Origin of the sequence: Pseudomonas sp. Ant30-3 (assembly GCF_000690905.1) — a bacterium.
GTDB lineage: Bacteria > Pseudomonadota > Gammaproteobacteria > Pseudomonadales > Pseudomonadaceae > Aquipseudomonas.
In genome coordinates, this window is record NZ_JMCL01000114.1 from 1 (window position 1) to 21,027 (window position 21,027).

General features: G+C 60.4%; 16 protein-coding genes and 1 pseudogene. 4 read left to right on the forward strand and 13 right to left on the reverse strand.

What is annotated here, in order from left to right:
* Positions 1–112: 112 nt before the first annotated feature.
* From DU29_RS0124920 to DU29_RS0124945, 6 genes are all read right to left on the reverse strand, one after another.
* Positions 113–1,318, reverse strand: a complete 1,206-nt coding sequence (locus DU29_RS0124920; protein ID WP_028624155.1) for an HlyD family secretion protein — start codon at positions 1,316–1,318, stop codon at positions 113–115.
* A gap of 5 nt (positions 1,319–1,323) precedes the next feature.
* Positions 1,324–2,802, reverse strand: a complete 1,479-nt coding sequence (locus DU29_RS0124925) for an efflux transporter outer membrane subunit (RefSeq protein WP_028624156.1) — start codon at positions 2,800–2,802, stop codon at positions 1,324–1,326.
* Positions 2,799–3,269, reverse strand: a complete 471-nt coding sequence (locus DU29_RS0124930; protein ID WP_033050911.1) for a MarR family winged helix-turn-helix transcriptional regulator — start codon at positions 3,267–3,269, stop codon at positions 2,799–2,801. Before DU29_RS0124930 ends, DU29_RS0124925 begins: the two co-directional genes overlap by 4 nt.
* A 267-nt stretch (positions 3,270–3,536) precedes the next feature.
* Positions 3,537–7,205, reverse strand: a complete 3,669-nt coding sequence (locus DU29_RS0124935) for a translocation/assembly module TamB domain-containing protein (RefSeq protein WP_028624158.1) — start codon at positions 7,203–7,205, stop codon at positions 3,537–3,539.
* A complete protein-coding gene (locus tag DU29_RS0124940; RefSeq protein ID WP_028624159.1) occupies positions 7,202–8,929 on the reverse strand; it encodes an autotransporter assembly complex protein TamA in 1,728 nt (575 codons plus the stop codon). The genes DU29_RS0124935 and DU29_RS0124940 overlap by 4 nt, the downstream gene beginning before the upstream one ends.
* Positions 8,930–8,993: 64 nt before the next feature.
* Entirely contained in the window at positions 8,994–9,644 is a 651-nt protein-coding gene (locus DU29_RS0124945; RefSeq protein ID WP_028624160.1) for a GNAT family N-acetyltransferase, read from the reverse strand.
* Positions 9,645–9,967: 323 nt separating this feature from the next.
* Here DU29_RS0124945 and xthA point away from each other — a divergent pair, with 323 nt between their 5' ends.
* Both xthA and DU29_RS0124955 read left to right on the forward strand, forming a co-directional pair.
* Positions 9,968–10,780 carry an exodeoxyribonuclease III gene (gene xthA, locus DU29_RS0124950; protein ID WP_028624161.1) on the forward strand — a complete coding sequence of 271 codons (813 nt, stop codon included), beginning with the start codon at positions 9,968–9,970 and terminating at the stop codon, positions 10,778–10,780.
* Between the two features lie 106 nt (positions 10,781–10,886).
* Positions 10,887–12,227 (forward strand): substrate-binding domain-containing protein, encoded by a 1,341-nt coding sequence (locus DU29_RS0124955; RefSeq protein ID WP_028624162.1) that lies wholly within the window; start codon positions 10,887–10,889, stop codon positions 12,225–12,227.
* Between the two features lie 191 nt (positions 12,228–12,418).
* Here the strand turns inward: DU29_RS0124955 and DU29_RS0124960 are convergent, their stop codons facing one another.
* Both DU29_RS0124960 and DU29_RS0124965 read right to left on the reverse strand, forming a co-directional pair.
* The gene (locus tag DU29_RS0124960) at positions 12,419–12,937 is read right to left on the reverse strand and encodes an ankyrin repeat domain-containing protein (protein ID WP_028624163.1); all 519 of its coding nucleotides are present in this window, start codon (positions 12,935–12,937) and stop codon (positions 12,419–12,421) included.
* Positions 12,938–13,033: 96 nt separating this feature from the next.
* Complete coding sequence (locus tag DU29_RS0124965) at positions 13,034–14,869, reverse strand: long-chain-acyl-CoA synthetase (protein ID WP_028624164.1); 1,836 nt, start codon at positions 14,867–14,869, stop codon at positions 13,034–13,036.
* Between the two features lie 334 nt (positions 14,870–15,203).
* On the opposite strand from DU29_RS0124965, the gene DU29_RS0124970 reads away from it, so the two are divergent.
* Entirely contained in the window at positions 15,204–15,482 is a 279-nt protein-coding gene (locus DU29_RS0124970; RefSeq protein ID WP_028624165.1) for a DUF3509 domain-containing protein, read from the forward strand.
* 209 nt (positions 15,483–15,691) lie between these two features.
* Here DU29_RS0124970 and mtnC read toward each other — a convergent pair whose 3' ends face one another.
* Genes mtnC through aroC form a run of 5 tightly spaced genes read right to left on the reverse strand, consistent with a single transcriptional unit; the run spans position 15,692 to position 19,853 of the window.
* Positions 15,692–16,375, reverse strand: a complete 684-nt coding sequence (mtnC, locus tag DU29_RS0124975; RefSeq protein ID WP_028624166.1) for an acireductone synthase — start codon at positions 16,373–16,375, stop codon at positions 15,692–15,694.
* Positions 16,376–16,379: 4 nt separating this feature from the next.
* On the reverse strand, positions 16,380–16,925 hold the full coding sequence (locus tag DU29_RS0124980) for a 1,2-dihydroxy-3-keto-5-methylthiopentene dioxygenase (protein ID WP_028624167.1): 546 nt from the start codon (positions 16,923–16,925) through the stop codon (positions 16,380–16,382).
* A 33-nt stretch (positions 16,926–16,958) separates the two neighbouring features.
* Positions 16,959–17,585: a methylthioribulose 1-phosphate dehydratase gene (locus tag DU29_RS0124985; protein WP_028624168.1), complete on the reverse strand. Its 627-nt coding sequence runs from the start codon at positions 17,583–17,585 to the stop codon at positions 16,959–16,961.
* Positions 17,582–18,727 carry an MFS transporter gene (locus DU29_RS0124990; RefSeq protein WP_028624169.1) on the reverse strand — a complete coding sequence of 382 codons (1,146 nt, stop codon included), beginning with the start codon at positions 18,725–18,727 and terminating at the stop codon, positions 17,582–17,584. Before DU29_RS0124990 ends, DU29_RS0124985 begins: the two co-directional genes overlap by 4 nt.
* A 34-nt stretch (positions 18,728–18,761) precedes the next feature.
* Positions 18,762–19,853 carry a chorismate synthase gene (aroC, locus tag DU29_RS0124995; protein WP_028624170.1) on the reverse strand — a complete coding sequence of 364 codons (1,092 nt, stop codon included), beginning with the start codon at positions 19,851–19,853 and terminating at the stop codon, positions 18,762–18,764.
* An 83-nt stretch (positions 19,854–19,936) separates the two neighbouring features.
* Here aroC and DU29_RS0125000 point away from each other — a divergent pair.
* A pseudogene (locus DU29_RS0125000) lies at positions 19,937–20,936 on the forward strand (alpha/beta hydrolase).
* The last annotated feature ends 91 nt before the right edge of the window (positions 20,937–21,027 follow it).

The following is a 21,027-nucleotide window of genomic DNA, read 5'->3' on the forward strand; positions in this document are numbered from 1 at the left end:
GGGGCCGCTTCGCGACCCAGCGGGAGCAAGCTCCCTCGCCACAAAAGCCCTGCTCACCACGCAAGCTCCCTCGCCACACATGCGCGCTCCCACAGGATTGGTGTGATGGCGATCAGCGCCGCGCGGTCTTATTGACCGTGGCACTGTTTTCATGGATCAACCGGGTGATCATCTCGTCGGCCTCGGCCAGTTGACGGTCATACACCGAGGTGCTGAACGACGCTTTTTGCGGCGGCTGTTGCGCCAGCACCGGGCCGCTCTGGTCGTGCAGGTTCACATCGACCTGCGTCGACAGGCCAACGCGCAATGGATGTTTTGCCAGCTCTTCAGCATTGATGTGAATCCGCACCGGCACGCGCTGGACGATCTTGATCCAGTTGCCGGTGGCGTTCTGCGCGGGCAACAGGGCAAACGCACTGCCGGTACCGGCGCCGAGGCTGTCGATGGTGCCGCTGTATTTCACGTCGCTGCCGTACAGATCGGCCTCGATGTCGACCGGCTGACCGATGCGCATGTCGCGCAGCTGGGTTTCCTTGAAGTTGGCGTCGATCCACAACTGATCCAGCGGAATCACCGCCATCAGCGCCGTGCCCGGTTGCACGCGCTGACCGAGTTGCACGGTGCGTTTGGCGACGTAGCCGGTAACCGGCGCGATCAGGGTGCTGCGCGCGTTGGTCAGGTAGGCCTGACGCAATTGCGCGGCGGCCGCCATCACATCCGGGTGCGACGAAACCACCGTGTCGTCGACCAGCGCGCTCGTGGTCATCAGTTGCTGACGGGCGTTGGCCAAAGCGTTTTGCGCCGAGGTCAGGTCGTCGCGAGCGTGGGACAGTTCTTCCTGGGAAATCGCCCCACCGGCGGCGAGGCTTTTGCGCCGGTTGAAGTTGTCCTGCGCCTTTTGCACTTCAGCCTGTTGCGCGTTGACCTGGGCTTTCATCCCGTCGACGTTGCTGTACAAACCGCGCACCTGGCGCACGGTGCGGGCCAGATTGGCCTGGGCACTTTGCAGCCCGACCTGCGCGTCGTTCGGGTCGAAATTGATCAACACCTGGCCTTCATGCACCAGGTCGCCATCGTCGGCGCCGATGCTGACCACGGTGCCGGTGACCAGGGGAGTGATTTCCACCACGTTGCCGTTCACATAGGCATCGTCGGTGCTTTCATTCCAGCGCCCGTAAAGCTCGTGATAAGCCCAGACGCCGAGGCCGGCGAGCACCACGACGATTGCCAGCACCACGAGCATGATTTTGCGTTTGCGCGGGTTGCTTGTGTCAGACGCTTGATTGTTTGAAGCAGGAGTTGTTTCGGCAGTGGCCATGACAATTACCTTGAAAGAGTTGTGCTGTGTGGCGGATTTGCATCAGCGGCGGTCTGGGTTTCACTCTGGAAACCGCCCCCCAGCGCCTGCATCAGTTGGATCGACAAGTCGATCTGCTCGGCATTCAGGTTGGCCAGTTGACGCTGGGCCTGGAGCAGTTGCTGCTCGATGCTGAGCACATCGAGGTAATTGCCGATGCCGGAGCCATAACGCTGCACCACGGTGTCGTAAGAATTCTGGGCGATGTCGGTGGCGTGCTGCTGCGCACCGATCTGTCGACCGATGTCGCGCAACTGGTTGATGCTGTCGCTGACATCACCCAGGGCTCGCACCAGACTTTTGTTGTACTGCGCCACGGCGAGGTCGTAATCGGCATCGCGCGAATCGAGGTCGGCGCGCAAACGGCCGCCGTCAAAAATCGGCAGCGAGATGGTCGGCCCGACATTGAAGAAGCGGCTGGCCGAACCAAACATCGCATCGCCCAGCAACGACTCGACACCGGCCGCAGCGCTCAGGTTGAGGTTGGGATAGAAGCGGGTTTTGCCGGCATCGATATTCTTGCTCGCGGCCTCGACCCGCCAGCGCGCAGCGACCAGGTCCGGCCGCCGACCGAGCAGTTCGGCGGGCAGCACCGATGGCAATGCCACGGCACTGGCCTGAAGAATCTTCGGCCGGGCAATCTCGTTACCGCGATCCGGGCCTTTGCCGAGCAAGACCGCCAAGGCGATTTTCGCCGTTTGCAGGCGTTTCTCGGCGTCAATCAGACTGGCTTGGGACGTGGCTTCCAGGCTTTCGGTCTGCTGAAACTGATACTCGCTGTCGATACCGGCGCTCAGACGACGTTTGCTCAGGTCGAGCATCTGCCGAGTGCGCTTGAGGTCTTCGCTGGCCAGGTCGTAAACAATGTGTGCCTGACCGAGATCGCTGTAAGCGCGGGCGACATCGGCAGACAGAGTCAACTGCGCGGCTTGTTGATCGACTTCAGCGGCGCGGGCCTGGCCGAGCGCAGCTTCCCAGGCGGCACGCTGGCCACCCCAGAGATCGAAGTTGTAATTGAAACTGGCGCCGAGGTTACGCAAGGTCGAATACGTGCCGCCCTGCCCGCTAGGGTCTTGATCCCGGGCCAGACGCGAACGGCTGATGCCGGCGCTGGCGTCGAGGGTCGGCATGCGCTCGGCGTCGGCGGCGTAAGCGGCAGCACTGGCCTGGTGGGCGCGAGCTTCGGCGATCTGCATGTCCGGGCTGTCGCGCAAGGCTTCGCGGATCAGGCCATCGAGTTGCGGGTCACCGAGGTTTTTCCACCAGTCGCTTTTCGGCCAGGCCGCTGGCGTTAACGTCACGCCACTGAGCGATTGCCCGGCTTTGAGGTTTTTCGCATCGAGGCTGACGCCTTCGGTATTCAAGCCGCTATAGCTGGCACAACCGGCCAGCGTCATGGCCAGCAGCACCAGACTGAAACCGGTGCGCAAGGTTTTACTGTTCATGGTTTACCTATCCGCTGCAGGGTGATCGAGTCACCGGCTGCTGCCAGGATTTTGTGCAGGATGTGTTCGAGGGTTTTCAACTCTTCGGCGGTGATGGCACCGGCCAATTCATTCATCGCATCGGCGCCGATCTCCGGCAGACGGTCCATTAACTGCTGACCTTGCTCGGTCAGCACCAGTCGAACCTGGCGACGATCCGCCTCGGAACGCTGACGGGCGAGGAAGCCTTTCTGTTCCAGACGGTCCAGCATGCGGGTCATCGAGCCGCTGTCCAGCGACAGGTGTCGGCAGAGTTCGGCCGGGGTATCGACGCCCATCTGCGCCATGATGATCAACACTTTGAACTGCGCGGCGGTGATGCCATGCGGTTCCATGTGCGTGTCGATGATCCGGTCTTTGAGCAGCGCGGTGCGGCCGAGCAACAGGCCGAGGTGGCAATTCTTGAAATCGTCGGGCGTGAAATGCATCGTCTGGTCACCAATTAGCTGCCTAGGCAGCGAGTGTGTGACGAGATGTTACTGCCTAGGCAGCGAATGTCAATGTAATAGTTAGGCTGCTTGGTATTTAGTCGATAGACGATGCATCACAAACCCTGTGGCGAGGGGGTTTACCCCCGTTTGGCTGCGCAGCAGTCATCTTTTTTTCTGGTTCGGAAATAACCGAGGTCGCAGATTAGTGGGTCGCTGGCGGCCCCACGGGGGCAAGCCCCCTCACCACAGAGGGCTCGGCAGGCTTTAGAAATCCCGCTTGTAAAAAATATCCAGCGAGCTCGCTACGCCACTGGCCGCTTCCACGTAGACCTTTTTGCTCAGTTTGTAGCGCAAAGCAATCGTGTTGGCCGGTTCGAACACGCCGACGCCGTAACGCAGGCTGAGTTTCTCGGAGATATTGCCGCTGGCGACCACGCTGGTTTCGTCGCCGCTGCCCTCGGTGTCGAGCTGGAAATCCTCGATACCGAGGTTCTTCGCCATGCTGCTGGTGACCCCCGAGCTGCCCATCAAACCCAAGCCCAGTGCGGCCTGAGCCAGCATGTTGTTGTCCTCGCCGGTGGTGCTCAACGGACGCCCCAACACCAGATACGACAACGCCTGCTCCTGACTCATCGCCGGCTCGGAGAAGATCTGCGTGGTCGGCTGTTCGGCGCTGCCGCTCAGGCGGATACCAGCGATGACATCGTCGGTCTGGCGGATCGCTTCGATGTCCAGATAAGGCTGATCCAGCGGCCCGGCGAACAGCAGTCGCGCACGCCGCACCGTCAAGCGCTGCCCGTAGGCGCGATAACGGCCATCGTTGAGCCACAGCTCGCCGCGTGTGTCCATGTTGTCACCGATGTGCACACGCCCTTTCAGGTTGGCGGTCAGGCCGAACCCGCTGAAACTGAGTTTGTCGTCGCCCACCACCACGTCGATGTCCATCGACATGGCCATCGGTGGCTTGCCCTCTTCGGTCTGCTCACCAATGATCACCGTGTCATCGGAGACCTTGACCGTTGACGGCGGCAACTCGCGCACCGTGATGTCGCCGCGCGGCACCAGGACCTTGCCGGCAATCGCCAGTTTGTCGTCCTTCATCGAAATCTTCAGGTCCGGTGCCACTTCCAGCTTGGCGTACGGTTCAACGGTAACCGGCAACTGTGTGCCCTTGAGCGCCAGGTCCACCACCAACGCCTGACCCCAGGCGATATCGCCGGACAGGCTGCCCTGCCCGGTCTTGCCACTTTTCCAGCCACCGTTTACCTGCACGGTTTCACCGGCGATTTGCGCCCTCACCTGCAAGTCCCGCAGTTCCATCGGCAATTCCGGGCCGGACACTTCGCCGTCGCTGAGCAGCAGATTGCCGTTGACCAACGGCGCCATCAGCCCGCCGGACAATGTGCCGCTGCCATTCAGGCGCCCGTTCAGCGTTTCCACCATCGGCACAAACGGCCGCACCACTGACAAATCCAGACCGCTGAGACGGAAGGAACCGCTCAGTGGCTTGTCGGCCGGCAGTGGATTGATTTGTGCCTGAACCATCAGCTCACCGAGTTTGCCGCCGACAAAATTGAGGTCGGTGTCGATACGCTTTGGCGTCAGTTTGCTGGTGAGTTTCAGCGTCTGGTACGGGAAATCCAGCCACTGCCCTTTATCGCGCATGCGAAGCGTACCGCCGCTGGCGTCGATGCTGATCTGGCCGTTAGGGCCGCTGGCCGGCAGGTCCAGTTGCAGGTCGGCATTCAGCCGGCCCTGCCAGGCGAGATCCTTGGGCATCCACTGCGCCAGGCTTTCGATCGGGAACTGCCTGAGCTGATAACGCAGTTTGGGTTCCGGCATCAGGCGCTGGTCCTGGCCGCACAGACTGGCCGCACCGGACAGCCAGCAATGCGCGCCGAGGTTGATCTGGCCGTCAGCCAGGCGTTCAAGCTTCGCCGGACTTTGCAATTTCCAGTCCTGACCGCCAGCCTGAACAGCGCCACTGGCCAAGCGTCCGCGCCAGTTGCCTTGATCCAGCGCACCGTCGAGGCCGAGCGCCAGTTTCAATTTCGGCCCGAGCAAATCGAGGCTCAACTTCTGCTTCTTGATATCGCCCTGGGCATTGGCGGTCAGGGTGCCCAGCGAAGTTTCACCGGCCTGAATGCCGCTGCCCTTCAGATCGATATTCGCCCGCTGCACGCTGTCGAGCGTCGCGTCGAGGTTGAGGCGTTGCAGGCTTTTGTCTTCGAAAGCCAGTTGGGTGCCTTGCAAAGCGAGCTTGCCTTGTGGCGCCTTGAGCGTGCCGGCGACATCGACGCGACCATTGAGCTGACCGCGCAATTGCGGCCAGAGCTGGGCCAGGCGCGAGAGCTTGATGTCAATCTGCCCGGCCAGCTTCTGTTGCAGGCTGCCCTTACCCGTGATGCTGTTGTCACCCAGACGAATCTGCAAGGCGCTGAGCGTCCACTGCTCACCGCCGCCATCGGCCTTGGCCTGAATCACCGCCGGCTGGCCGCGCAGTTTGCCCTTCAAATCCAGGTCTGCGTTCAGGCTGAGTTTGTCGTTTTTCAGCTCGCCTTTGCTGCGCAGCGGCCCAGCCAGGGTGCCGGGCAATTCCGCCACCCAATACGCCGGGTCGATCGCCGACAAATCGAGCGCGGTGTCCCAGGCAATGCCATCGGCAAATTGCAGGTTCAGGTGCCCATCGGCTTTGCCTTGGCCGGCCACCAACTGCAATTGTTGCAAATGGATTTTGGTCAGGTCGCCGGCAAACGGGCTGGTCAGGCTGAACGCCCCGGCCGGGCCATCCAGCGCCGCCTTGAAGTTGCCGAGGTAATTGCCGTCGGTGTAAGAGACTTCACCATTGAAACTGCGCAGTGCCACGGCCGGTTCGTCGATCAGCGGATAGAGACTGTGCCAAGGAAAGTCCAGCCAGTCGATTTTCGCCGTTGCGCTGAGGCCTTTGCTCCAGTCGACAGCGCCGCTGAGCTTGAGGTTTTGCTTGTCGCTGGCGCTCAGGTCAAGGCCGGCGATTTGCGCGCCGCTGGCGTCGACTTTGCCTTGCAACAACAACGCGATCGGCCCTTTTTCCCCTGGCAGCGTGGCGGTGCCCTGCAGTTGGTAACCTTTTTTCAGGTCGCCATCGCCGGTGAGTTCCACATTATTGAGTTGCAGGGTGTCGGGCAAATCCGCAGAAGGTTTGAAGCCATTGGCGGTGATGCGCACCTTGGCGGGCAGGTTTTCCACCAGGGGCTGCAATTCGCCGGTCAATTGCCCATTGAGATAACCGCTGCTGTCGGCGACCAGGTTGAGGGTTTTCAGCAGATTGCCATCCACTTTCAGTTTCAGTGCCCACGGCTGCGGCGCCGGCAACGTCAGGTTGCCCTCGGCCTTCAACGGCCAGTCGCCCGACGGCTGCAGCAAACCGGACAGATTGAGACTCAGCTCATCGCGCTGCAACTGCACCGAATCGATCTGCAAACCCTGCTCGGTCCAGTGCGCCGCCAGCTGCAGCCCTTTCAGCTCTTCGCTGCCGTTGAACATCAGACTGCCGATCTGAACGTCGCCCAGTTCCAGCGCCAAGGGCAACTTCAAGTCCGGCAACGTGATCGGTCCGCTGTTTTCGTCTTCCGGGCCCGGCGGCAATTGCAGACTGATCTGACCGGCTTTCAATTGCTCGATGCACAGGGTCATGCGCAGCAGGCACGAGGGCGACCAGGCGAAAATCGCTTTGCTCAGTTCAACCCGACTGCTGTCCTGCTGCCACACCAGGTGATCGGCGCTCCACTGCCCGCCGAGCCGCCCCTGAAAATTGTCGACGCTCAGCCCCGGCACCCAACCCAGCGCCCAGCGACTGCCGGTTGCGGTGCCGAGCAACGTCGCCAGCGTCAGGACGATCAGCATCAGCAACGTAAAAATCGCCAGCAGCGTTATCTTCAAACCACGCGTCACAGCTCAGGCCCCATGGAAAAGTGCAGCCGAATGCCGCCGTCGTCGTCCAGCGCATGGGCCAGGTCGAGGCGAATCGGCCCCACGGGTGAGACCCAGCGCACGCCGACACCGACGCCGGTCTTGAGGTCTGGCAAGTCGAGCGAATTGAATGAATTGCCCTGATCGACAAACGTCGCGATCCGCCACTTCTCGGCCACCGAATACTGATACTCGACGCTGCCGGCAATCATGTAGCGACCCCCGATGCGGTCGCCGTCGGAGTTCTCCGGCGACAGGCTCTGGTAATCGTAGCCGCGCACGCTCTGGTCGCCACCGGCAAAGAAACGCAGCGACGGCGGCACTGATTTGTAGCCGTTGGTGGCACTGCCGCCGACCTGCACCCGACCGAGCAAACGGTGTTTATCGAACACGGTTGTCAGGCCTTTCACCAGCGCGGTGCCGTATAACAGATTGGTGTCGGAGCCCAGTCCTTCCTTGGCCACTTTGGTTTCGAACTGCAGACGGTAGCCATTTTGCGGGTCGATACGGTTGTCGCTCTTCAGGTAGGAATAACTGACGCCGGGCATCAGCAACGTGCTCAACCCGGAATCATCACCGAGGCGATACTCCTCGCGCTGCCACTTCAGCGAAACCACGCGCTGCCAGCCGCTGGGCAATTTGCTGTGCCATTCCGGGCCGAGCGTCAGCAGTTTGCTGAGGCTGTCGTCGTCGGCAATTTCTTCGCTCTGATAGCCGCCGGCAAAGCGCAGTTTGTCGGTCAGCGGCGGGTCGAGCGGAATGTCGTAAAACAGGCCGACGTTTTGCCGTGGCGCGGATATCTCGGTTTCCCAGCCGTAGCTGTGGCCCTGCGGGTTGACCCAGTGGCGTGTCCAGTTGGCTTTGACCCGTGGGCCGACGTCGGTCGAGTAGCCGACACCCAGCCCCATGGTGCGTGGCTTGCGGGTCTCGAGTTTGACGTCGACCGGGATTACGTTCTGCTTTGACGCAGTGGGCGCAGCGTCGACGCGCACGCCTTCGAAATAGCCGCTCGATTGCAGCGCCTGACTGAGTTCGGCGATCAGTTCGGAGTCGTAGGGCGCGCCGGCCTTGAACGGCACCATGCGTTGCAGCAGGTCTTCATCAAACGGCGTGTCGCCTTCAAAACTGACGTTGCCCAGGGCATAACGCGGACCACTGTCGTAAACCAGATCGATATCGGCCACACCGGCGCGCGGGTCGACCGCCAGTTTCTGGCTTGTGAAACGTCCGCTGAAAAAGCCGTAGCGCGAGGCTTGATTCTGGATGAGGCGCTTGGCGTCTTCGTATTGGCCATGGTTGAGCACGGCACCGGTTTGCAGCGCAGCACTTTTGGGTAAACGAAAGGATTTGAGGCTGGCAGCAGGGCCATCGACGCGCAGGGTGACAGTGCGCAGATGCACCGGCTCGCCGGGGATGATGTTCAGGATCAGGTGCGGTGTCTTGCCGCCGGTCACGTTGCTGTCGATCTGCGGCTGGTAGTAACCCAAGGCCTGTGCGGCTTTGCGTGCCTGCTCTTCAGCGCCACGGCTGAAGCGCAGCAAGGCCTCTTCGTCGCGATCGCCGAGGCTGCCGATATAGCCCTCTATATTGGCCTTGAGTTCATCGTTGGACGGTTTGATCCGTACATCCAATTCACTTTGCGCCAGCGCCGCACAGCTGGTGATCAGCATCAGCACGCCGCTGGTAAATCTTGCTGGAAACTTCATAGGCGGATGCTATCACGAGCTCGGGAGCGTGATAGAGCCCGGTTCGTAAGGAAAAGTTCGACCTTTAGGCGCCAGCGGTTTGCAGCACTTGAGGGTTGGCGTGGAAAAACACATGTTCGCGGACAGGTCCGACAGCCACCTCGCCGATTTCCTCATAACCCTGACGCTTATAGAACTCCAGATAACGAGGATTCCCCGTATCGAGCACCACACCTTGGGAATGCTCATCCACCGCGCACCAGTTATGCACCGCTTTCAACAATTGCTCGCCGAAATGCTGACCCTGAAATTGCGGGTGAATCCCCAGCAAAGGCAGCAGGTGCACCGAGTCGGACGGCACGCACGCCATCACCGCAGCGTGATATTCCAGATAACGCCGCGTGCAGCGGAAACCAGTGCTGAGCACCATGCGCAAGCGCCACGCCCAACTCTCGGTAACGCCGAGGCGACGTTGCGGCGGCGCGATCAGGGCGATGCCGATCAAACGGTCGTTGACCAGCAGGCCGATGGCCGGCAAGTCCTGCAGGAAGTGCTGTTTGACCAGCTCACGTACCGTCGCGCGAACCCGCTGCTCGTAACCGGGGCGTTCGGCTTCAAACAGAAACGCGAACGTCGGTTCATGGCGGTAGGCCTGGTAAAGCAACGAGCGGGCTTCGCGGGAATAGCCGCTGTCGAGCATGTGGATATCGGCGATGGCAGTCGAAGTTTCGGGCATAACGGTAGATCTCCCCTGGCGCAGCTCAAATGACTGCGCTCTTGTTGTACGAGCCTGTGCGGACCGGGACAGTTCCCCACAGGTATAGACCACCGCTGGATCTTCATCGACTGTACTGGCCTCATCGCGGGCAAGCCTTGCTCCCACAGGAATGTCAGTGTTCATAGATTTTGTGTTCGACACCCATCACTGTGGGAGCGAGCCTGCTCGCGAAGGGGCCAGTACAGGCAGCACAAATCCGCCCGAGGTAATTCCTCCCTCCCAACACTGGCCCCATTCTCACAGGTCGGCTAGCATCGCCCTTTTTCCAAGGACTGCCGACCATGAAGATCGTCTCCTTCAACATCAACGGGCTGCGTGCTCGCCCGCATCAGCTGGCGGCGCTGATTGATAAGCATCAACCCGACGTGATCGGCCTGCAGGAAACCAAGGTCCACGACGACCAGTTCCCGCTGGCCGAAGTTCAGGCCCTCGGTTATCACGTGTATTTCCATGGCCAGAAAGGTCACTACGGCGTTGCGCTGATGTCGCGCAAGGAACCGCTGGCGTTGCACAAAGGCTTTGCCACCGATGAAGAAGATGCTCAGCGCCGCTTCATCTGGGGCACTTTCGCCGACGCCAACGGCGTGCCGGTGACCATCATGAACGGCTATTTCCCACAGGGCGAAAGCCGCGATCACCCGACCAAATTCCCGGCCAAGCAAAAGTTCTACGGCGACCTGCAGCAACTGTTGGAAAGCCAGTTCAGCAACGATCAACCCGTGGTGGTGATGGGTGACGTCAACATTTCTCCGGAAGACTGCGACATCGGTATTGGCGCGGACAACATGAAGCGCTGGCTGAAAACCGGCAAGTGCAGCTTCCTGCCGGAAGAGCGCGAGTGGATGGCGCGCTTGAAGAACTGGGGTCTGGTCGACAGCTTCCGCCACTTGAACCCGGACGTCGCCGACCGTTTCAGCTGGTTCGATTACCGCAGCCGCGGTTTTGAAGATGAGCCCAAGCGTGGCCTGCGCATTGATGTGATCATGGCCTCCCACGGCCTGCTGCCGCGGGTCAAGGATGCCGGTGTCGATTATGAGTTGCGCGGCATGGAAAAACCTTCGGACCATGCGCCGATCTGGCTTGAGTTGAGCTGAACAAGCAAAAGATCGTCCGAACGGGGACGATCTTTTGATCTGTCATCTTTCCGACATCTCTCTGACTTAATCTCCCCGCACTTTCCTGGCTTGATAAGGTGCCGGCATGACCCTGCGCGTGTTTTTCCTGTGGTTGCTCTGCGCAGGCCTGCCCTCGACGGCATTCGCCGCCGATTTACCGATCACCCATCAAGGCGTCGTGCTGCGCATTCAGGGCTCCAACACCATCGGCGCGGCACTCGGCCCGGCGCTGGTCGAAGGCCTGATGCGCGAGCAAGGTTTGCTCAAGGTGCGTCGCGAGGTGTCGGATCAGGCCAACGAATTGCGCGTGGTCGGTCAAACCGCCGAGGGTCAACGCGCTGTCGTGCAAATCGCCGCCCACGGTTCCAGCACCGGTTTCACCGCGCTGAAAAATGCCACTGCCGATCTCGCCGCCTCCTCGCGACCTGTCAAGGACAGCGAGATCGCGGCGCTGCAATCCCTCGGCGATCTGAAATCTGCGGGCGCCGAGCAAGTCATCGCCATTGATGGCCTGGCGATCATCCTCCATCCGCAAAACCCGCTCACTCAACTGGACACCGAGCAACTGGCGCGGATTTTCAGTGGCGAGGCGAGAACCTGGGAAGACGTCGGCGGCAGCGGCGGGACGATTCACGTGTACGCACGGGATGACCAGTCAGGGACGTTCGACACGTTCAAGGAAATTGTCCTCAGCCGCCGCGGGAAAACCCTGAGTGATGCTGCAAGGCGTTTCGAATCCAGCGAGCAATTATCCGATGCGGTCAGTCGCGATCCGCAAGGCATCGGCTTCATCGGCCTGCCTTATGTGCGCCAGGCCAAAGCTTTGGCGATCACTGACGGTCGCTCCCAGGCGATGTTGCCGCACAGCAGCCTCATCGCCACAGAAGATTATCCGCTGTCGAGGCGCCTGTTCCTGTATCTGCCGCCGCGTGGCGACAATCCTTGGGCTCAGGCGCTGGTGGCCTTTGCCCAGAGCAGCGAGGGCCAGGCCATCGTTGCCGCCAATGGTTTTATCGCGCAGACCGTGCAGGCCATGAGCGTCACCCCCAACGCGTTGATGCCCGAGGCCTATCAGGCGCTCAGCCGACACGCACAGCGTTTAACGGTGAATTTCCGGTTCGAGGAAGGCAGCGCAACGCTGGACAACAAGGCGCGTCAGGATTTGTCGCGGGTGTTCGACTACCTGAAACAGCACGACAAGACCGATCGGCGAGTAACATTGGTAGGCTTCGGCGATGCCAAAAGCGACCCGGCGCGGGCCGATCTGCTGTCCAAATTACGCGCGATGGCAGTACGTAGGGAGCTGGTAAAAAGCGGCGTGGTATTCCGCGAGATTCGCGGGTTTGGCGCCGAGATGCCAGTGGCGACAAACAACGCGGATGACGGCCGGATCAAGAATCGGCGCGTCGAAGTCTGGGTGTACTGAATCTGTAGCAGCTGTCGAGCCTGCGAGGCTGCGTCTGTAGCAGCTGCCGAGCTTGCGAGGCTGCGTCCGGCGGCGCAGCCGTCGTAACTTCGGACTACCCGGTCTGTCAGGCAAACCGCGTGCTCAGATTTTACGACGGCTTCGCCGCCGGACGCAGCCTCGCAGGCTCGACAGCTGCTACAAGTGTCGAATCAGGCCAGCAGCTTTTCCAGCTGGGCGGTGGTGTCGACTGCGCCCATGGTTTTTGCGGCGTCCAGCGCGGAGGCGCCGTTGGTGTCCTTGGCCTTGGGATCGGCACCCTTGCTGATCAGGTAGTCAACGATCTCGACGCGGTTGAACATCGCCGCCATCATCAGCGGAGTGCGACCATCGAAAGACGAGCCTTGCACCTGCGCACCAGCTTCGACCAACGCCGTGACGGTCGCCAGGTCACCCTTGAACGCGGCGCCGGCAATCGGGCTTTGACCGTTGTCGTTGCGGATCTCCGGGTCGGCCTTGTGTTCCAGCAGCACTTTTACGGTTTCGACATGGCCGTGGTACGCGGCCAGCATCAGCAAGGTGTCGCCCTTATGGTTGCGCAAGTTCGGCGGCAAGCCTTTGCTGAGCAGCGCAGCCATCATGGCCGCATCGCCCTCACGCGCCTTGTTGAATACCTGCTCGGCAAATTCAGCGGCTTCTTCGGGGGTCATCTGGCGGCTTTGTTCTGACATCGGGGGCTCCACTTTCAATTATTCGCAAAACCGACAGTGTCCCGAGGGCTCCCGGGACTGTCACTTCTTTTTTCTGACGGATCGCGATAGCGACATTCAATAGCGGTACTGACCATCGCTGATCTGCGCCGCCAATGGCTTGGTCACCTGCACATAGGTGTCGGTTCCCGGAAGCCATGCATAGACCGGATCGTCGCCGGTCTTGTCCGGGTCGAACGCCTCATCCTTGAGCCGGGTCTTCTGGTATTTGAACGTCCCGGTGGTTTCCATTTTCACTTTCACCCGCAAGAACAACGGCACAGCATACGCCGGCAACTGCTCGCGGACGAAGGCCAGCAACTCCGTAAAATCCAGGGTCGCCAATGATTCGGCAGGTGTAATGGCCGCCATCCCTGCACGTCCATTGGTGTTGCAGATCTCCACCCCGTAGGCCACGGCTTCGGAGATATTGGGATGCAGCAGGAGGATGTTCTCGACTTCGGTGGTCGAGACGTTTTCGCCTTTCCAGCGGAAGGTATCGCCAAGACGATCAACAAATTGTGCGTGACCGAAACCGATGTTGCGCAGCAAGTCACCGGTATTGAAGTATCGATCGCCTTTGGCAAACACATCGTGCAGTACGACTTTCTCGGTTTTCCGCGGATCGGTGTAACCGTCCAGCGGCGCTTTGTCGTCGATTCGCGCGAGCAACAACCCCTGCTCGCCTTTGCTCACTTTGCGCATGAAGCCGTCGGCCTGACGGATTGGCGCGCCACTGTCGTGGTCGTACGCTGCCAGCTCCCAAGCCATCAGGGAAAATCCAACGGTGTTGTCGAAGTTGAGCACGTTGGTGAAACCGATGTTGCCGTCGCTGGCGGCATACAGCTCGCAGATGTGCTGCACGCCGAAGCGCGTCTTGAAGGCATCCCATGCGCCGGGGCGCAGGCCATTGCCGATCATTTTGGTCACGCCGTGCTCGCGGTCATGCCTGCCGGGCGGCTGATCGACGAGGTAGCGACACAGTTCACCGACATAACCGAGGGTGGTGGCGCGGTACTGGCGTACGTCGCTCCAGAACTGACTGGCGCTGAATTTGCGGCGGATTGCAAACCCGGAAGCGCCACTGATTGCCGATCCCCAGCACACGCAGAGTCCGGTGGCGTGGTACAGCGGCAAGGTGCAATAGACGACGTCGTCAGGCTGCATATCCAGCGCGATCATGCCGAAGCTCGCGGAGCTGCGCATCCAGCGGCCGTGCTTGAACACCCCGGCCTTGGGCAACCCGGTCGTGCCCGAGGTGTAAATGTAAAAACACGGATCGTCGAAAAAAACCTGCGCACTGCTGAGCGGATTGTCCGTACAACAATCGACGGACGCGCTCATCAGGTTGACGAAGCCATCGGGCGCAATGCCCGGCTGGCGGTCGGTGGGCTGATCCGCGACGTACCAGGTTCGCGCAGCCTCGATCGCCACTCGCTCGCGGACGGCGGAAAACGCCGGCAGCAGTTCTTCGCCGACAATGATCGCCGCCGGCGCTACCAGATTCAGACTGTGAACCAGCGGATCGCGGGATTGCGATGTATTAAGCAATGCGCTGATCGCCCCGGTCTTGGCCAACGCGAGAATCGTCACCAGCAGCTCGGGGCGGTTTTCGATGAATACCGCCACCACATCACCTTTGCGAATACCTTGCGCGATCAGGTGATGAGCGATGCGATTGGCCCACTGATTGACTTGCGAGTAGGTCAGCGCCCTGTCGTCTTGCAACAACGCCGGGCCTTCGGGATTGCGCAAGGTGGCTTGTTCAAAGCTCCAGCCCAGACCACACACTTGGGTCGGATCCGTAACATTGGCAGCTTTCATGCCCTTGACCACGCGCGGAATGGCCTGGGCGATGGCGGGCAGCTTGCGGAGCATCATGCTCCAGGTAATGAGGTCTGACGTGCGACTCATGGTTGCTCCCGTTGGATCTTCTTATTGTCGGGCGGCATTGGCTTGACCCCGAAAATACGTCAGCGCTTTGGAAGGTGTACACGCGGTTTTTGCAATGTTTTGTATCCGAAGGTGGTCGCGAGTGTCTGTGGTGGATTTGGTTCCGTGGGAGCGGTGCACATCTCTCAAAATGCAGGATGCACGATGGCCGTTCATGCAGATTGCACGAAGGTGAAAATTGATCAAAATTTTAAGCTATTGATTTAAAAGAATAATTTTAAAGCTCCATGACTGGCACAAAGGCTGCAACTACCTCTACATGCTTGCCAATCATGTATAAACGGAGCCGAAAGACATGAGCCTGATTCAAGAAAAATTTTCGTCCCTCTTCTCCAACTTCGACGTGAACACCCAGCCTCGTCCTGACGGTGGCATTCTGCTGACACTGCGCAGCACCGAAGGCCGCGTGTTCAAGCGCTCGATTTCCTACCAGCAATTACACGCTGGCGACCAACTGTCGTGGGTAATCAGCGCGATCCGTCGTGATCTGGCCGAACAAGCAAGCGAACTGCCGCAAATTTCGATGCTGCAGAGCCAGCAACGTTTCGCACTGCCGACGTATCACTCGCTGTAAATACTGCGCTCTAAAGATAAAGAGCCGTAAACAGACAGGCCGTGAAAGCTTTCGCTTCACGGCCTGAGTTGTTTTTGCAGATCCCGAACATGCTTTTGTAAGAGCAAGCTTGCTCGCGGTGGCGGTGGCGGTGGGTCAGTCAGCTGAATTGTCGGATGAAATGGCGCATCGCGAGCAGGCTCGCTCCCACAGGTTTTTGGCTTCAGCGATTAGAACATGGACGGATCGATTCGCGCGAAACTCTCCACGGTCACATGGCCGGCCAGTTCCCCTCCTTCACGAGCCAGACCGCAGGTCGCCATTCCTGCCAGCCGCGCAGCCTCCAGCTCTTCGACGATATCCGACAAAAACAGAATCTGCGAAGCGTCCAGGCCGATCGCCTCAGTGATGCGTACGTACGACTGCGCTTCGCGCTTGGGTCCGGAGGTGGTGTCGAAGTATCCGCTGAACAGCGGCGACAAATCCCCTGCTTCCGAGCAACCGAAAATCAGTTTTTGTGCCTGAATCGAGCCCGAGGAATAGACGTAAATGGCGTACCCCGTCTGATGCCAACGCTTCAGCGCGTCGACCGCATCCGGGTAAACATGGCCCTTCAATTCACCGGCCTGATAGCCCTGCTCCCAAACCATGCCCTGCAACGCTTTTAACGGTGTCGCCTTGCGGTCTTCGGCGATCCATCCCAGAAGAATCTCCAGCACCCGCTCGACGTCAGCGTCCGGTTCACTACTGTCCCGGCGCACTGCGTCCAGTTGCTCGGCCACATCGCCACGGTCGGCATGCTCGCGAACGAACGCCGGCAGATGACTCGCGGCATAAGGAAACAGTACGTCGAAGACAAAACTCACGGCACTGGTGGTGCCTTCAATATCGGTCAGAATCGCTTTGATCGGCATGGGTTCAGTCCTCAAGACGCGGGAAGCGGCCGGCAATGTCTTCGCCGGTGAAATTGGCGACCCAGCCGTCTGGATTGTTGAACAGGCGGATCGCGATGAAATGCGGGTGCTCGCCCATGTCGAACCAGTGCGGCGTCCCGGCCGGAACCGAAATCAGGTCGTTCTTTTCGCAGAGCACCGCGTACACGTAATCATCGATGTGCAGGGTGAACAGCCCACGACCGGCGACGAAAAATCTTACTTCGTCTTCGCCATGGCGGTGTTCTTCGAGGAACTTGGCGCGCAGCTCGGCCTTTTGCGGGTGATCGCTGTTCAGGCTGATGACGTCGACGGTGACGTAGCCACGCTCCGTCATCAATTTATCGATCTGCTGCCGATACGCGGCGATCACTTCTTCCTGGCTGGCCCCCGGCTGAATTTTCGCCGCCGCTTGCCAGCGATCGAAACGCACGCCCTGCTCGGCCAGGGTCGAGGCGATGTCATCGAAATGGGTCAGCACCTTGTTGGGCAGTTCGGGGCTGCTGACGTGGTAAACGGACAGGCTGCTCATCAGGGCAACTCCTCAAAGGTTCAGGCTTACGGTTCAAGCTTTATGGTTAGTAAGCGAACGGGTTTTCAACTCGCACTCGAACAAAAATTCAAAGGCCTCGATCTGCCGCAACGCATCGCTCATTCGCGCGCCCCAGGTATAGAGGCCGTGGCCGCGGATCAGGTAGCCGACGCAATCGGGATGGGCGTCGAGCCAAGGCTGCACCTTGGCGGCGAGGCGTGCAATGTCCTGATCGTTGTCGAAAATCGGCACGCGCACCCGTGACTCGTGAGTGGAAACGCCGCTGAAAGCTTTCTGCAGTTCATAATCTTCGAACTCGATGAAATCTTCAGGCGTCAGGCGGGACAGCACCGTGGCATTCACCGAATGGGTGTGCAACACCGCGCCGATCTCCGCGCGCCAGCTATACAGCTGCGTGTGCAGCAGTGTTTCGGCTGATGGTTTCTTGCCGGGCTCGAGGCTGTTGCCGGACAAGTCGGTGGCCAGCACATCGTCAGGCCCCAACTGGCCTTTGTGCTTGCCGGACACCGTCAGCAACGCTTCGCTCGGCGACAGACGCGCCGAATAATTGCTGCTGGTGGCCGGCGACCAGCCACGACCATACAGAAAGCGCCCGGCGTCGATGATTTCCTGGGCGAGGTGTTCACGGGTAAGGCTCATGGCCTGTCCTCTTGCATACGTGTGGCGATGATAATCGCAGCGGCGAGGGCTGCGAGACTGGCGATACTGAACGTGAAGTTGGCACCGAGGGTGTTCCAGCTGTAGCCGGAATACAATGCGCCGAGCGCGCCACCGGTACCGGCGAGTGCGGCATACAACGCCTGACCCTGCCCTTGCTGACGCGGGCCAAAGCTACGTTGCACGAACTGGATGGCAGCTGCGTGAAAGCTGCCGAACGTTGCAGCATGCAGAACCTGGGCAAACAGCAGCACCCAGATGAATTCGGCGAACGAGCCGAGCAACAACCAGCGCAACGCCGCCAGCAGAAAACTCGCCAGCAGCACCCGGCGCACCGAGAAACGCGCAAGAATCTTGCTCATCGCCAGAAACATCAATACTTCGGCGACTACGCCGACCGCCCAGAGCATGCCGATCAACCCACGGCTGTAACCGAGTTGCTCAAGGTGCAAGGTGAGAAAAGTGTAATACGGGCCGTGGCTGACCTGCATCAGCGCCACGCATCCGTAAAAAGCCAGCACACCCGGACCGCGCAATTGCTGGAGAAAACCGCCTGCCGACAAACGCTCGCCCTGAACCGGCTGGGCGTTCGGTACCCACAGGCTGCTGATCACAATCCCGGCCATGATCAGTACCAGCGCGACCGGGTAGATGTCGAGGCTGAGCCATTCGAACAGTCGGCCGAGTGCAACCACAGTGATGATGAAACCAATCGAGCCCCACAACCGGATCTGGCTGTAGCGCTGGGTCTGGCCCTTCAAATGCGCCAGCGTGATGACTTCAAACTGCGGCAATACCGCGTGCCAGAAGAAGGCATGCAAGGCCATGACCATCGCCAGCCAGGCGTAGGTCTGGCTGACGAAGATCAAACAGAACGTAAGCAGCGTGCACACCGCGCCAAAACGGACAATAGCGAGGCGCCGGCCCGTGTAATCGCCGAGCCAGCCCCAGATGTTCGGGGCCACGCAACGCATCAGCATCGGGATCGCCACCAGTTCGCCAATACGCGCGGCGGAAAAGCCCAAGTGGTCGAAGTACAGCGCGAGGAACGGCGCCGTCGAGCCGAGCAAGGCGAAGTAGAACAGATAGAAACTGGAAAGCCGCCAGTACGGGAGCGCCGTCACGTGGTTCAGACCGCAACGGCTGTGAGATCAGCCATTAAAGCTGACCCAGCACCGGCGTGCTCACGCGCACATCGGCGTTCTGCCCGCGATGACGCAGCAGATGGTCCATCAGCACGATGGCCATCATCGCTTCTGCGATTGGCGTGGCGCGAATGCCAACGCACGGATCGTGGCGGCCTTTGGTGATGACGTCCGCCGGGTTGCCATGGACGTCGATGGAACGGCCCGGCGTGGTGATGCTCGACGTCGGCTTCAATGCCAGATGCGCAACGATCGGCTGACCGGACGAGATGCCGCCGAGAATGCCGCCAGCGTTATTGCTGAGGAAGCCTTCGGGGGTCATTTCATCGCGGTGCTCGGTGCCGCGCTGGGCGACGCTGGCGAAGCCGGCGCCGATCTCCACGCCCTTGACCGCGTTGATGCTCATGAGCGCGTGCGCCAGTTCGGCGTCGAGGCGGTCGAAGATCGGCTCGCCGAGACCGGGCATCACGCCTTCGGCGACGACCGTGATTTTCGCCCCGACGGAATCCTGGTCGCGACGCAACTGGTCCATATAGGCTTCCAGCTCCGGCACCTTGTCCGGATCGGGGCTGAAGAAGGCGTTATCTTCCACCGAATCCCAGCTCTTGAACGGGATTTCGATCGGGCCCAACTGGCTCATATAGCCGCGAATGACGATGCCCTGGCTGGCCAGGTATTTTTTCGCAATGGCCCCGGCTGCCACGCGCATCGCGGTTTCCCGCGCCGAGCTGCGACCGCCGCCGCGATAATCGCGTTCGCCGTATTTGTGGTGGTAGGTGTAGTCGGCGTGGGCCGGACGGAACAGGTCCTTGATCGCCGAGTAGTCCTTGGATTTCTGATCAGTGTTGCGAATTAGCAGGCCAATCGCGCAGCCGGTGGTGCGCCCCTCGAACACGCCCGAGAGGATTTCGACTTCATCGGCTTCCTGACGCTGGGTGGTGTGGCGGCTGGTGCCAGGCTTGCGGCGATCGAGGTCGCGCTGCAGATCCTCCAGGGAAATCTCCAGGCCCGGCGGGCAGCCGTCGACAATGGCGACCAACGCCGGACCATGGCTTTCGCCTGCGGTGGTGACAGTGAACAGCTTGCCGTAGGTATTGCCGGACATGCAGGACGCTCCGTGAAATGAACCTGAATACTTGATGCGCGCCAGTATACGCAGGCAACCCAAGTAGTTCATCCTCGAACCTTATGGGTGCCCGTGAGTCCAACCGGCACCTTTGTGAATGATGGCGTGATGATGCTGCGAGTTCTTGCCTTGAGCCTTACCCTGTTTACCGGCTACGTCCAGGCCACCGTCCTGCAACGCCCGATCACTTTGGACACCGGTAGCGGTGAGCTTTTCGGCTCGCTGTTGCTGCCCAAGTCCGACACACCGGTGCCGGTTGTCCTGATCATTTCCGGCTCCGGCCCTACAGACCGTGACGGCAATAATCCCGAAGGTGGACGCAACGACAGCCTCAAGCGACTGGCCTGGGTGCTGGCCAAGCACAACATCGCCAGCGTGCGCTACGACAAGCGCGGTGTGGCAGCGAGCCTCGCGGCGACGCCGGATGAACGCAATCTGTCGGTCGAAGCCTATGTTGCTGATGCCCAAGCCTGGGGCCGCAAACTCCAGGCTGACCCGCGTTTTGGTCCGTTGATTTTGCTGGGCCACAGCGAGGGTGCATTGATTGCCACGCTGGCGGCACCGAGCGTTAACGCCGCTGCGGTGATTTCCATGTCCGGCAGCGCGCGGCCGATCGATCAGGTGTTGCGTCAACAGTTAAGCAATCGTCTGCCACCGCCGTTGATGCTGCGCAGCAATGAGCTGCTCGACAGCCTCAAGGCCGGAAAACCCGACAGCAACGTGCCGCCGCAACTGGAGGTGATCTTCCGCCCGAGTGTGCAGCCGTATCTGATTTCGTTGTTCCGCCAGGACCCGGCGGCGGCGTTCGCCAAACTGAAAATGCCGGCGCTGATCATTCAGGGCAGTAACGACATTCAGGTGGGTGTGGAAGATGCGCGCCTGCTGAAAGGGGCCAAACCGGACGCCGAGCTGGCGCTGATCGAGGGCATGAACCACGTGATGCGAATTGTGCCAAACGACGTGAAGCGGCAATTGGCTTCCTATAAAGATCCACAATTGCCTCTCGCCGCCGAACTCGGCGCGCGCATCCTTGGATTTATTGACGGAATTCGCACCCGATAAGCTTCCCCGCGCCCTCCAGTCCTGCCAAAAGCGGCCGATAAGCCGGTGTCGCCAGCGTTACGCCTGGCGGCAAGCCGAGCTTGGACAGGAC